Annotated in this window: 10 protein-coding genes; 8 read left to right on the top strand and 2 right to left on the bottom strand. The window is 68.1% G+C overall.

What is annotated here, in order from left to right; translation table 11 throughout:
• Positions 1-8 precede the first annotated feature (8 nt).
• Positions 9-305, bottom strand: coding sequence for a hypothetical protein (locus ACT2FV_RS08130; protein WP_444503595.1), 297 nt, complete (start codon positions 303-305; stop codon positions 9-11).
• A gap of 20 nt (positions 306-325) precedes the next feature.
• On the bottom strand, positions 326-1,819 hold the full coding sequence (locus ACT2FV_RS08125; protein ID WP_175814759.1) for an aldehyde dehydrogenase family protein: 1,494 nt from the start codon (positions 1,817-1,819) through the stop codon (positions 326-328).
• Between the two features lie 447 nt (positions 1,820-2,266).
• Between ACT2FV_RS08125 and peaA the strand changes: the two genes are divergently transcribed.
• From peaA to ACT2FV_RS08085, 8 genes are all read left to right on the top strand, one after another.
• Complete coding sequence (gene peaA / locus ACT2FV_RS08120; RefSeq protein ID WP_444503594.1) at positions 2,267-3,874, top strand: quinohemoprotein amine dehydrogenase subunit alpha; 1,608 nt, start codon at positions 2,267-2,269, stop codon at positions 3,872-3,874.
• 71 nt (positions 3,875-3,945) lie between these two features.
• Entirely contained in the window at positions 3,946-5,376 is a 1,431-nt protein-coding gene (gene peaB, locus ACT2FV_RS08115) for a quinohemoprotein amine dehydrogenase maturation protein (protein WP_175814762.1), read from the top strand.
• Between the two features lies 1 nt (position 5,377).
• Entirely contained in the window at positions 5,378-5,701 is a 324-nt protein-coding gene (gene qhpC, locus ACT2FV_RS08110; protein WP_059466008.1) for a quinohemoprotein amine dehydrogenase subunit gamma, read from the top strand.
• 28 nt (positions 5,702-5,729) lie between these two features.
• Positions 5,730-6,848 carry a quinohemoprotein amine dehydrogenase subunit beta gene (gene peaD / locus ACT2FV_RS08105; RefSeq protein ID WP_174908902.1) on the top strand — a complete coding sequence of 373 codons (1,119 nt, stop codon included), beginning with the start codon at positions 5,730-5,732 and terminating at the stop codon, positions 6,846-6,848.
• 44 nt (positions 6,849-6,892) lie between these two features.
• Positions 6,893-8,611, top strand: a complete 1,719-nt coding sequence (locus tag ACT2FV_RS08100; RefSeq protein ID WP_444503593.1) for an AMP-binding protein — start codon at positions 6,893-6,895, stop codon at positions 8,609-8,611.
• A gap of 478 nt (positions 8,612-9,089) precedes the next feature.
• Positions 9,090-11,321: a TonB-dependent siderophore receptor gene (locus ACT2FV_RS08095; protein WP_059601385.1), complete on the top strand. Its 2,232-nt coding sequence runs from the start codon at positions 9,090-9,092 to the stop codon at positions 11,319-11,321.
• 59 nt (positions 11,322-11,380) lie between these two features.
• Positions 11,381-11,992: a nicotinamide riboside transporter PnuC gene (pnuC, locus tag ACT2FV_RS08090; protein ID WP_059531890.1), complete on the top strand. Its 612-nt coding sequence runs from the start codon at positions 11,381-11,383 to the stop codon at positions 11,990-11,992.
• 36 nt (positions 11,993-12,028) lie between these two features.
• Entirely contained in the window at positions 12,029-13,237 is a 1,209-nt protein-coding gene (locus tag ACT2FV_RS08085) for a phosphotransferase enzyme family protein (RefSeq protein ID WP_151048411.1), read from the top strand.
• Position 13,238 lies beyond the last annotated feature (1 nt).

Below are 13,238 nucleotides of genomic sequence, written 5' to 3'. Positions count from 1 at the left end.
GGCGGCGCTTACGTCCGCGGCTTGTACGCGTTGCACCGGCCGCCGTTCGCGACCCGTTTTCCGGCGAATATCGCGCTCGGTGCGTTCGGATCGGTTTCGTCCAGCAGCGGTGACGCGGCGCAGGCGGCGCGCGGCAGCGCGGCAGCCGACATCAGGCCGGCGGCCGCGACCGTGAACGCGCGGCGGGAAGCGGGAAGGCGCGGCATCGGGTGTCTCGTTGACGTGATGGATCGGGGAAAGGCGCGGGAGATACGCACGCGGGCGGAACTGGCGCGCCGCGCGACATCGTCGCGCGGCGCATGCATCGCTCACATCCGCGACGCGATCACACGTTCATCAGCACCGATTTCAGTTCCGTGTAGTGTTCGATCGCAGCCGCGCCCATCTCGCGGCCGAAGCCCGACATCCGGTAACCGCCGAACGGCAGTGCGGGATCGAGCGCGCTGTGGCAATTGACCCAGACCGAGCCCGAACGGATCTTCGGGATCATCCGGTGCGCGGCCGACAGGTTGTTGGTCCAGATGCTCGCGCCGAGCCCGTAGCGCGTGTCGTTCGCGAGGCGGATCGCATCGTCGATCGTGTCGAACGGCATCGCGACCAGCACCGGCCCGAAGATTTCCTCTTGCACGAGCGGGCCCTTCTGGTCGACGTCCACGAGCACGGTGGGCTTCACGAAGTAGCCTGGGCCGAACGCTTCGCCGCCGCACGCGAGCTGGGCGCCCAGTTCGCGGCCGCGCTCGATGTAGCCGGCCACGCGCTTTTGCTGCTTCGCCGAGATCAGCGGGCCCATGTCGACCGACGGGTCGAGCGCGTTGCCGAGCTTCATGTTGCTCGCGATGCCCGCGATGTCGCCTACCACGCGATCGAAGTGCTTGCGTTGCACGTAGAGGCGCGAGCCCGCGCAGCACACCTGGCCATGATTGAAGAAGATCGCGGTGGCCGCGCCCGAGGCCGCGACGGCCGGGTCCGCATCGTCGAACACGATCGTCGGCGACTTGCCGCCGAGTTCGAGCGTCACGCGCGTCATCGATTCCATCGCGGCCTTGCCGATCAGCTTGCCGACTTCGGTCGAGCCGGTGAAGGTCAGCTTGTCGACGTCCGGGTGATGCGCGAGCGCGGCACCCGCTTCGACGCCGGTGCCGGTCACGACGTTGAACACGCCGGCCGGGTAGCCGGCTTCCTGCACGAGTTCGGCGAGCCGCAGCGCGGTGAGGGGCGTTTCGTCGGCGGGCTTCAGCACCATCGTGCAGCCGGTCGCGAGGGCGGGGCCGAGCTTCCAGCACGCGAGCAGTAGCGGGAAATTCCACGCGACGATCGCACCGACCACGCCGACGGCCTCGCGCCGGATGAAGCCGTGGAACTGGCTGTCGGGCATCAGCGGCATCGACACGTCGACGGTCGCGCCTTCGATCTTGGTTGCCCAGCCGGCCATGTAGCGCAGGAAGTCGATCGCCAGCTGCACGTCCATCACGCGCGCGATCTGCGCGCTCTTGCCGTTGTTCACGCATTCGAGCTCGGCGAGCTGCTGGGCGTCGCGTTCGAGCAGATCCGCGAGACGCCACAGCAGGTTCTGTCTTTCGCGGGGCCGCATGCGGCTCCACGCGGAATCGTCGAACGCCTGGCGCGCGGCGCGCACCGCACGGTCGACGTCGGCCGCGCCGGACGCCGGCACGCGGCACAGTTCGTCGCCGGTCGCGGGGTTGTGGACGGCAAGGGTGGCGCCGCTTTCGGCGCTGCGCCACGTATCGCCGATCAGCATCGACGGCGTGCGTGCGATGAACGACTGGGTTTGCGGAAGTAACGACAACGTTGCCTGCATGGAAGCTCCTCGCTCATCGGGGTTCGGGTGTCGAGGCGAAAAGCAGCTTCCATACCAACGGCCGGGCGGCGGCGTGCGTGCACGCCGCATGCGCCATGCGGCGCGGGGCGTGCGGCGTGACGCCCGTCGTCGGCATACACGACCGGCATCGCGCCGCGTTCGCGGTGCGGCGTCTCAATTTGAGAATCCGGATGCAATGTGAGATGCGACATGCGGCACGCGCGCCGCCGGCCGCTCCAGCGACACCGCCGCAGAGGCGCGCGAGTGCCGGTTTCGCGCGCCGCTTTGAATCGGGATTTTCCCGAGCGTTCGGCGATAAAAGCGCGTGTTTTCCTTGTGGCAAACCCGACGTCGGCAATTGGCACGGGCTGTGCTTGAAGAGCGAGAGACAAGCGCCGCAGCGCTGCATGCCGGACGATTCGAGACCCCACGTAAAGGAGCAGAGCCTTGTTCAAGACTTTCATTCGACGCAGCAGGCCGCCCCGTGCGGCCGCGACCGTCGCTGCCGCCGGCGCGCTGGCGCTGGCCGCGGGTGCCGTGCACGCCCAGGCCCAGGCACCGCGCGACGCTCACGCGATCCTGAGCCAGACATGCGCGGCCTGTCACGCGGCCGAGTCGAAGGATTCGTGGAGCCGCATCAGCCATCAGCGCAAAACGCCGGAAGGCTGGCTGATGACGATCGCGCGGATGCAGACGATGCACGGCCTCACGATCAGCGACGACGAGCGGCGCATTCTCGTGAAGTACCTGTCGGATACGCAGGGCCTCGCGCCGTCGGAGACGAAGGATTTCCGCTATGCACCCGAGCGTCGCCTGAACACGCAGGAGACCGTCAACAACGAGGAATTCAAGCAGATGTGCGCGCGTTGCCACTCGGCCGCGCGCCCGCTGCTGCAGCGCCGCCCCGTCGCCGAATGGGACAAGCTCGTGAACTTTCACCTCGGGCAGTGGCCGTCGATCGAGTATTCGGCGATGGGCCGCGACCGTGACTGGCTGAAAGTCGCGCTCACCGAGATGGCGCCGATGCTCGCGAAGGACTACCCGTACGACAGCAAGGCATGGACTGCGTGGAAGCAGCACCATCCGCCTGCCACCGCGCTCGCCGGCACCTGGAGCTTCGGCGGCCACATGCCGGGCAAGGGCGACGCGTACGGCACGATGACCGTGAAGGGCGGCACGGGCGAGCGCTTCGACGTCGAGCTGAAGGGCCGCTTCGCGGACGGCAGCCCGCTCGTCGGCACCGGCACCGCGACGCTTTATACCGGCTACGAATGGCGCGCGAGCGTGAAGGTCGGCGACACGACGATGCGTCAGGTGCTGATGGCGCGCGACGGCACGCTGCGCGGCCGCATGTTCGACGATGCGCATGACGAGCGCGGCCTCGACTTCAACGCGGCGAAGCTCGGCAACGCACGGATCGTCGCGGTGCAGCCGGCGTACGTGAAGGCGGGTAGCGAGACCGACGTGACGATCGTCGGCGCGAACCTGCAGGGCACACCCGCGTTCGGCGCGGGTGTCACGGTCGCATCGGTGCTCGAGCGCACGCCGGGATACGTGCGGGTGCGGGTGAAGGCGGCCGACGGCAGCGCGGCCGGCGTGCGCCGCGTGAGCGTCGGCGCCGCGCATGCGGACGGGTTTGCCGTGTATCGCGAGATCCACGACGTGAAGGTCGAGCCCGACTTCGCGGTTGCGCGCATCGGCGGCAACGGCGGCTCGACGCCGAAGGTCGAAGGGCGGTTCGACGCGGTCGCGTGGGGCGTCGACGGGGCGGGCAAGCCGTTCCGCATCGGCGTCGTGCCCGCGCAATGGTCGGTCGCGCCGTTCGACGATCAGTCGAAGGGCGATCGCGACACGCAGTTCGCGGGCGTGATGCAGGCGTCGACGGGGATCTTCACGCCGGGCGACGCGGGCCCGAATCCCGCACGCCGGATGGGCACCAACAACACGGGCAACCTGAACGTCGTCGCGACGGTGACGGACGGCTCGCGCACGGTGACGGGCACCGGGCACATGATCGTCGCGGTGCAGCGCTGGAACAATCCGCCGCTGCCCTGACCGGCCGCCCATCCACTGGCGCCGGGCCGCGACGCGGCCCGGTTCGAATCGACGAACGCAAGGAGAATCCGATGAGCGCCCTGCTGAACGTGGTCGAACGCAACGTGCACGAAGTGCGCGTCGACGACGAGCGCCTGATGTTCCATGTGCCGAGCAGCTCGCTGTTCGCGGCCGATCGCGTGACGGCCGACATCATCGACGCATTGCGTGCGAGCAGCTGCACGGCCGACGAGCTGTTCGCGCGGCTGGCCGGCCGCTCGCCGCACAGCGAACTCGCCGAGACGCTCGGCGAGCTGATGGCCCTCGAGGTCGTCAGCGACGGCTCGCCGCTCACCCCCGAGATCGCGGTGAAGCGCGTCGAGCGCACCGCGATCGACACGGTCGTGCTGAACGTGAACACCGGCTGCAACCTGAGCTGCACCTATTGCTACAAGGAAGACCTCGACACGCCGTCCGCCGGGCGACGGATGGACATCGACACCGCGAAGGCATCGGTCGAGATGCTGCTGAAGGAGTCGCCCGACCTGCCGCGCTACACGGTCGTGTTCTTCGGCGGCGAACCGCTCAGCAATCGCAAGCTGATCGAGTGCATGGTCGAGTATTGCGAGCTGCGCTTCGGCGCGCTCGGCAAGCAGGTCGAATTCGTGATGACGACCAATGCGACGCTCTTGACCGAGGAGATCGTCGAGTGGCTCGACGCGCATCGCTTCGGGCTGTCGGTCAGCATCGACGGACCGCGATCGATCCACGATCTGAACCGCCGCACGGTCGGGGGCGCGGGCACCTACGACGTCGTGCGTCGCAAGGTCGAGATGCTGCTCGCGCGCTACCGCAGCCGCCCGGTCGGCGCGCGCGTGACGCTGACGAGCGGCGTGACCGACATCGAAGGCATCTGGGATCACCTGTTCAACGAACTCGGGTTCGCGGAAGTCGGCTTCGCGCCGGTCACGTCGGGGCAGCTCGACACGTTCAACCTGCAGCCCGCTGAGCTCGCACAGGTGTTCGCGAACATGAAGGCGCTCGGTCGCCGTTATCTCGCCGCCGCGCTCGAGAACCGCAACATCGGCTTCTCGAACCTGCACCAGCTGATCACCGACCTGCACGAGGGGCACAAGAAGTCGCTGCCGTGCGGCGCGGGGCTCAAGATGCTCGCGGTCGACCACAAGGGCGACCTGAACCTGTGCCACCGCTTCACCGGCTCGGCGCTGCCGACCTTCGGCAACGTGCATGAAGGCGTCGCGCAGGCGGAGCTCAACGACTTCCTGTCGCAACGCCTCGAGCGCAGCGGCACGGGCTGCGAAACCTGCCGGATCCGCAACCTGTGCTCGGGCGGCTGCTATCACGAGAGCTACGCGCGCTACGGCGATCCCGCGCATCCGACCTACCACTACTGCGAGCTGATGCGCGACTGGATCGATTTCGGCATCGAGGTCTACAGCCGGATCCTCGCCGGCAACCCGGCGTTCATCGGCAACCACATCACTCCGCGCAAGGCGAACTGACATGAAACATCTGAAGCCGCTCAACAACAAGGCGAAAAAGCTCGAGGAGGCCGTGCAGCAGGATCGACTCGAGGAAGTCGTCGCGATGACGTCCGTCGCGGGCTGCACGTCGACCACCGACCCCGGCTGGGAAACGGACGTGTTCGGCGGGGTCGCGTCGCTGTGCCAGCCGATGGAGGCCGACCTGTACGGCTGCTCCGACCCATGCTGGTGGCCCGCGCAGGTGCCCGACATGATGAGCACCTATCCCGACTGGAACAAGCACGCGGCCGATTCCGGCGCGGACTGGCGCCAGCTCGGCAGCGTGTTCCCCAAAGACAAGTGATCCACCCGGCACCGATCAAGGATTCTCCATGCGATTCACGACACCCCTGAGCCGCGCGCTCCTCGCCGCCGCGCTGGTCTCGGCCGCGTCGCTGTCGGCCGCGGCCGACGGTCCGCTGCAGACCGGCCACGAATACCTCGCCGTCACGAACTACCCGAACAACCTGACGGTGATCGATACGGGCACCGACAGCATCGTCAAGACCTGTGCGCTGCCCGACGCGTTCGGCCCCGGCACGATCCAGATCAGCCCGGACCGCACGCGCGCGTACGTGCTGAACAACCACTACGGCGACCTGTACGGCGTCGATCTCGATTCGTGCAAGACCGTGTTCCATGCGGAGCTGGCGGAAGCGGGCAACGAGCGGGCGCGCGCGATGTTCTCGGTCGCGCTGAGCCCGGACGGCAAGGAGATCTACAGCGTCGTCAATCCGACGAAGCTGAACCGCGACAGCTACGAAGTGCAATCGCCGCGCCTGCAGGTTTACCGTACCGACGCCGGGGCCGACGCGAAGCCGGTGCGCACATTCCCGGCGCCGCGCCAGACGACGATGCTGCAGGCCGCCGACGACGGATCGCTGTTCATCGTCGGCGCGGACATTTACCGGATGAACGTGCAGACCGGCAAGTACGACGTCGCGGTGCCGCTGCGCAACTGGAAGCGGCCGCTGCATGGCCAGCCGGACGTGTTGTACGTGTGGCCGCAGCAGCGTCCGCAGCACACGCTCAACCTGCTCTATACGGCCGACCGCTTCAAGGACGAGAAGAAGGATCCGGCCTCCGCGCAGACGATGTACGGCTACGTCGACATCGACCTGAGGACGGGCAACGCGACGGTCAAGGATTTCGCGCCGCTCACCGAGGTGTATTTCACGGGCGGGCTGTCGCCGAGGGATCCGAATGCGATGTACGGGGTGCTGAACCGGCTCGCGAAGTACGACGTGAAGAACGAGAAACTGGTCGAGGCCGCGCCGCTCGATCACTCGTACTACTGCCTGTCGTTCAATCGTGAGGGCAGCAAGCTCTATCTCGCGGGCACCTTCAACACGGTCGCCGTATACGATGCCGACACACTGAAGAAGCTGAAGGACATTCGCGTGCCGGGCGGCGACATGGCGATCACCACCGCGCAGATTTTCACACGATGATGGATGCGCCGGCCGCGCGCCGGCGCCGTAAATCAGGAGACTCCATGACCACCGCCATCGCCACCGGCGTGCCGTGCGACGGCCTGTCGATCGTGCGGGGCCGCACCGATGTGCCGCTGTCGGATGCGACCGTCGCCGCGCTGCTGCACGACACCGCGTCGCGCTTTCCGGCGCGGCCGGCCGTCGTGTTCCGCGAGCAGGGCATTTGCAGGGACTGGCGCGCGTTCGCGCACGAGGTCGACGTGCTCGCGGCCGGCCTCGCCGCGCTCGGGATCGTGAAGGGCGACCGCGTCGGCATCTGGTCGCCGAACCGTAGCGAATGGCTGCTCACGCAATTCGCGACCGCGCGCATCGGCGCGGTGCTCGTCAACATCAACCCGGCCTACCGGCTTGCGGAACTCGACTATGCGTTGAACAAGGTCGGCTGCCGCGCGCTGATCGCGGCCGAGCAGTTCAAGTCGTCGAAGTACCTGGAGATGCTGCAGGCGCTCGCACCGGAACTCGCGCATTGCGTGCCGGGTGAATTGCATGCGGCGCGGCTGCCGACGCTGCGCACGATCGTATCGATGGGCGAGGCGGCGCCGGCCGGCATGTTCCGCTTCGCGGACGTGATGGCGCGCGGCCGCGACACGCTCGATGTCGCGCGGCTCGACGCGATCGGCGCGACACTCGCGGCCACCGATCCGATCAACATCCAGTTCACGAGCGGCACGACAGGCAGCCCGAAGGGCGCGACGCTCACGCATCGCAACGTCGTCAACAACGCGCGCTTCATCGCGCTCGCGATGCGCTTCACCGAACAGGATTCGCTCTGCATCCCGGTGCCGCTGTATCACTGCTTCGGGATGGTGCTGGCCGTGCTCGCGTGCGTGTCGACGGGGGCCGCGATGGTGTTCCCCGGCGAGGCGTTCGATCCGGTCGCGACGCTCGCGGCCGTCGCCGAGGAGCGCTGCACCGCGCTGCACGGCGTGCCGACGATGTTCATCGCGGAGCTCGATCATCCGGACTTCGCGAAGTTCGACCTGTCGACGCTGCGCACCGGGATCATGGCCGGCTCGCCGTGCCCGATCGAGACGATGAAGCGCGTCGTGTCGCAGATGCATCTGTCCGAGATCACGATCGCGTACGGAATGACGGAGACGAGCCCCGTGTCGTTCCAGAGCTCGACCGACGACCCGCTCGAGAAGCGCACGACGACGGTCGGCCGCATCCAGCCGCACCTGGAGGTGAAGATCGTCGACCCAACCGGCGAGATCGTGCCGGTCGGCGCGACGGGCGAGCTGTGCACGAAGGGTTACTCGGTGATGCTCGGCTACTGGGACGACGAAGCGAAGACGCGCGAGGTGCTGGTCGACGGCTGGATGCATACGGGCGACCTCGCGACGCTCGACGCCGACGGCTACTGCAACATCGTCGGCCGGCTGAAGGACATGGTGATTCGCGGCGGCGAGAACGTGTATCCGCGCGAGATCGAGGAATTCCTGTTCAGGCATCCGAAGATTCAGAGCGCGCAGGTGTTCGGCGTGCCCGACGCGAAATACGGCGAGGAGCTGTGCGCGTGGATCGTGCTGCGTGCGGGCGAGCAGATGACGGAAGACGACGTGCGCGCGTTCTGCACCGGTCAGATCGCGCACTACAAGATCCCGAAGTACGTCTGCTTCGTCGACGAGCTGCCGATGACGGTGACAGGCAAGGTGCAGAAGTTCGTGATGCGCCAGCAGATGATCGACGCTTGGGGGCTGAAAGCCGCCGATACCGCGTAGTAGCGCACGGGCGGGCGTGTTGCCGCCCGCCACGCCTGTCATGACCGCCCGAGCGGCGGTTTTCCCTGCCGCCCCTTCCGCCCGGGGTAAAATGCGCGCCACGCCGCGATGTCGCGCGCGACGGGCATTGCGGCGTTCCGACGAACGGCGCAACGCCCGGCGCCCGCACCGGGGCTTTCGAAGCGTCCCCCCGCGTGACAAGACCGCGCGATGCGGCTGGCTGCCCGACCCGAACCCGATCCATGGACCGGCGGCCGCGTCGGTGCCGGGCGCGTCACCGGTATCCGATGCCCCTTCCCGCGCTTTCCAAATCGATCGGCACGCATGCGGCCCGATCGTCTGGCGAATCGTGTCGACGTTCGTGCCCGGTGGTTGCCGGGCACGGTCGCGGATTCTTGCGCGAGGTCGCGCTTCGCGGCTGCATAACGAGTTTCGAGTGTTTCGACAGGGTCGAGTGGCGAGTTTTCCATCCAGAACAATGACGGTGAATAGAACAACAGCGGCGCCCGCACGGCGGCGGCGCACGAAGGCCGGGCTTGGCGTCGGTCTCGGCATCACGCTTTTCGCGGCGCAGGCCGCTGCGGCACAGGGCGACGCACTGGCGCCGGACGCCGATGCGGCCGGCAGCGCAGCGCTACCGACGATCACGGTTACCGGCGCGCGCGGGAACACGTTTCGTGCGCGCGAAGCATCGGTCACGGGGCTCGACGATGCGCCGCTGCGCGACACGCCGGCGTCCGTCAACGTCGTCACGCGCGCGCAGATCGACGACCAGCAGGCGAAGCGCCTGAGCGACGTGGTGCGCAACGACGCATCGGTCGTCAACGACTACGCGCCGGTCGGCTATTTCGAAGGCTTCGCGATCCGCGGCTTCCCGGTCGATCTCGCGAGTGCGATCCGGATCGACGGTCTGACGGTGTCCGGCGAGCAGAACGTGCCGCTCGAGAACAAGGAGCGCGTCGAGATCCTGAAAGGGCTGGCCGGCATCGACAGCGGCGTGGTCGCGCCGGGCGGCGTGATCAACTTCGTGACGAAGCGCTCGGCGAACGTCGCGAGCGTGACGGGCGGCGTCGACAGCCGCGGCTCGACGTCGGCGGCCGTCGATCTCGGCCGCCGCTTCGGCCCCGACCATCAGTTCGGCTTCCGGATCAATGCCGCGAAGGAGAACATGCACTCGTACATCGACGGCACGAACGGACGGCGCACGTTCGGCTCGATCGCCGCCGACTGGGACATCAGCCCGCGCGCGAGCCTGCAGCTCAACGCCGAATTCCAGCAGTGGATCCAGCGCTCCGCGCCCGGCTACCAGTTGCTCGGCGGCACCGTCGTGCCGTCGGTCAAGACGACGTCGAAGGCGCTCGGCACGCAGCCGTGGGCGAAGCCGGTGACGACCGATGCGCTGAACCTGAACGCGCGCTTCGACTACCAGTTCAACGACGACTGGAAGGCGTATGTCGCGGCGGGCCGCAGCCGCACGATGATCGACGACAACAGCGCGTTCGCGTACGGCTGCTATTACGCGGCGAGCTGCGCGGCCGGCACGACGTCGCCGTTCTTCTTCGGCGCGAACGGCGACTACGACGTCTACGACTTCCGCAGCCCAGGCGAATACCGTCGCAACGACGACTTGCGCGCGGTGACGACGGGCAAGTTCGCAACGGGCCCGCTGCGCCATGAGCTGACGCTCGGCGTGAGCGTGCAGCGCCGCGTCGTGCACATGGCGAACGCCGTGTACGACTATGTGGGCAGCGAGAACGTCTATGGGCCCGACGTCGCGTTTGCGCCGTCGCCGAATACGGCCGGGCCGTCGTATCCGCAGCTCGATTCATGGCAGTACGGTGTGTTCGGGCTCGACCGCATCAGCATCGGCGAACACTGGCAGGTGCTCGCCGGCGGCAAGGAAGTGCTGCTGCGCCAGCGCAGCTGGAGCAGCCTCGACGGCGAGGCGACGCACACCGATCGCTCGGTGTTCCTGCCGCAGGTCGCGCTCGTCTACAAGCCGGTGAACGTGCTGTCGCTTTACGCGTCGTACAGCAAGGCGCTGTCGCTCGGCGACCAGGCGCCGGTGCGCGCGACCAACGCGTATGCGTTCCTGCCGCCGGTCGAATCGCACCAGTTCGAGCTCGGCGCGAAATACGACTGGCTCGACCGGCTGAGTCTGACGGCCGCCGTGTTCTCGATCAGCAAGCCGTTCCAGTTCGCCGATCCCGATGCGTCCGGCACGAGCTATACCTTCGTGCAGCGCGGCACGCAGCGCCACCAGGGGATCGAGCTCGGCGCGGCCGGGCGGCTCACGGAGCGGCTGTCGCTGACGGCGAGCGTCGCGGCGATTCGCGCGCGCGCGTACGATTCGGGTTCGCCGGCGTACGAAGGGCACCAGATCATCAACGTGCCGGCGCTGCGCGCGTCGCTGTATGCGGACTACGCGGTACCGGGCGTCGCGGGACTGAACATGCTCGGCGGCGTCGAATACAGCGCGGGCCGCAACGCGAACGAAGAGGGCACCGCGCGCGTGCCGTCGTGGTTCGTGTTCAATCTCGGCGCGCGCTACACGACGAAGATCGCGGGCCATCGCACGGTGCTGCGCGTGTCGGTGGACAACCTGTTCAACAAGTTCTACTGGCGCGACGCGGGCGAGCAGCAGGGCGACGCGTACCTGTTCCCGGGCGCGCCGCGCACCGCCCGCGTATCGTTGACCTATGATTTCTGATCGTCCGGACCCGGCCGCATGATGCGCGGCCCCGGCAGCCAACCAGGAGAGTACAGACGATGTCCCCACTCGAAATCGCCGGCGTGATCGTCAGCGCGCTCGCGATCTGGCTGACCGCGAAGCGGCGCATGCTGTGCTGGCCGGTCGGGCTCGCGTCGGTCGCGCTGTACGGCTGGATCTTCTTCGACGCGAAGCTGTATTCCGACATGCTGCTGCAGGGTGCGTTCGCGGTGCTGCAGGTGTACGGCTGGCGCCGCTGGATCGCGCAGCGTACGCTCGAGGCGAGCGGCGGCGCGGCGCCGGCAGGCGACGTCGCGCCCGTCACCGGCGTGCGGCCCCGGCAGATGTTGCCCGACCTGATCGCGGCCGTTGTCGGCAGCGCGTTGCTCGGCGGAATGATGGCGCGCTGGACCGATGCGGCGCTGCCGTTCGTGGACGCGTCGCTGACCGCGTTCAGCCTCGTCGCGCAATACTGGACCGCGCGGCGCTACATCGCGTCGTGGGGGTTGTGGATCGTCGTGAACGTCGTGTACGTCGGGATGTTCGTGTTCAAGGAACTGTATCTGACGGCCGGACTCTATGCGCTGTTCATCGCGCTCGCCGTCATCGGCTGGCGCGACTGGAGCCGGACGGCCGACGCGCTGCGTGCAACGGCGAGCCCGGCGGGCTGATTCACGGGCCGATTCAACTACGGAGCTGCGTCGTCCATGACATTTCCTCTCGAGCCGAACGCGCCTGCGTCGCGTGACGCTGCCGACGCGCGGGACGTCGCCCCGCCGCAATTCGGCGTCGACGGCGAGCAGGCCGAACGCGACTGGCCGCTGATGACGCACGACGAAGTCGCGGGCGTGCTCGCGCGGATCGATGGCGTCGGCGCGCCGGCGCGGCTTGCGTGGCACAGCCCGCGGCCGTTCTCGGCGGCCGTGCTGGTGCGCACGACAGACGAGCGCACGCTGTTCGTCAAGCGTCATCACGTGAGCCTGCGTGATGTCGCCGGGCTCGAGGAAGAGCATCGCTTCATCGCGCATCTGCGTGAACGCGGCATTCCGGTTGCCGACGTGCTCGCCGGTCGCGACGGTGCGACCGCGTTTGCATCCGGCGACTGGACCTACGAAGTGCACGCGGTCGCGCCCGGTGTCGACGCGTATCGCGGCGTGATGTCGTGGCAGCCGTTCACCCATGCTTCGCATGCGTACGCGGCCGGCCGCGCACTGGCCGAACTGCATCGCGCGTCGGCCGGCTACGATGCGCCGGCGCGGCCCGTGCGCACGCTGTTGTCGAGTTTCCGGGTGCTGTCGTCCACCGATCTGGCGGGCGCGCTCGAACGCTGGGTCGATGCGCAGCCGCTGCTGGTGCGCGCGCTCGGCACGCGCGACTGGCGTGGCGCTGTGGCGGATGCGATCGGCCCGTATCATGCGCGCCTCGTGCCGCTGCTGCCCGCGCTGCCGCCGCTGTGGACGCACGGCGACTGGCATGCGTCGAACCTGCTGTGGACCGATGCCGGCCCCGGCGCGCGGGTGCGCACGGTGCTCGACTTCGGTCTGTCCGATCGCACGTGCGCGGTGATGGACGTCGCGCTGGCGATCGAGCGCAATGCGATCGACTGGATGGCGCCGGCCGATGCGCGCCGCATCGAATACGCGCACATCGATGCGCTGCTCGACGGCTACGAATCGCTCGAACCGCTGAGCGACGATGCGTACGCGGCGCTGGTCGCGATGCTGCCGATCGTGCATGTGGAGTTCGCGCTGTCGGAGGTCGCGTATTTCGGGTGCATCATCGACGCCCCGGCGATCGTCGACATCGCGTACGACGGCTACCTGCTCGGGCACGCGCGCTGGTTCGGCGAACGCGACGGACGTGACCTGCTCGACTGGCTGGTGCAACGCCGGCGCGCGAAGCGGGGCAGCGTGTAAC

Origin of the sequence: Burkholderia sp. PR2 (assembly GCF_052372875.1) — a bacterium.
Taxonomy (GTDB): Bacteria; Pseudomonadota; Gammaproteobacteria; order Burkholderiales; family Burkholderiaceae; genus Burkholderia; species Burkholderia diffusa.
The sequence above is the reverse complement of the archived record's forward strand: the minus strand, read 5'-3'. Positions and strand labels throughout refer to the sequence as shown.

Coding starts and splice junctions, on each gene's coding strand:
- ACT2FV_RS08095 (WP_059601385.1), top strand. CDS start 9,090: ATGACGGTGAATAGAACAACAGCGGCGCCCGCACGGCGGCGGCGCACG.
- ACT2FV_RS08100 (WP_444503593.1), top strand. CDS start 6,893: ATGACCACCGCCATCGCCACCGGCGTGCCGTGCGACGGCCTGTCGATC.
- peaD (WP_174908902.1), top strand. CDS start 5,730: ATGCGATTCACGACACCCCTGAGCCGCGCGCTCCTCGCCGCCGCGCTG.
- pnuC (WP_059531890.1), top strand. CDS start 11,381: ATGTCCCCACTCGAAATCGCCGGCGTGATCGTCAGCGCGCTCGCGATC.
- peaB (WP_175814762.1), top strand. CDS start 3,946: ATGAGCGCCCTGCTGAACGTGGTCGAACGCAACGTGCACGAAGTGCGC.
- ACT2FV_RS08130 (WP_444503595.1), bottom strand. CDS start 305: ATGCATGCGCCGCGCGACGATGTCGCGCGGCGCGCCAGTTCCGCCCGC.
- ACT2FV_RS08125 (WP_175814759.1), bottom strand. CDS start 1,819: ATGCAGGCAACGTTGTCGTTACTTCCGCAAACCCAGTCGTTCATCGCA.
- ACT2FV_RS08085 (WP_151048411.1), top strand. CDS start 12,029: ATGACATTTCCTCTCGAGCCGAACGCGCCTGCGTCGCGTGACGCTGCC.
- qhpC (WP_059466008.1), top strand. CDS start 5,378: ATGAAACATCTGAAGCCGCTCAACAACAAGGCGAAAAAGCTCGAGGAG.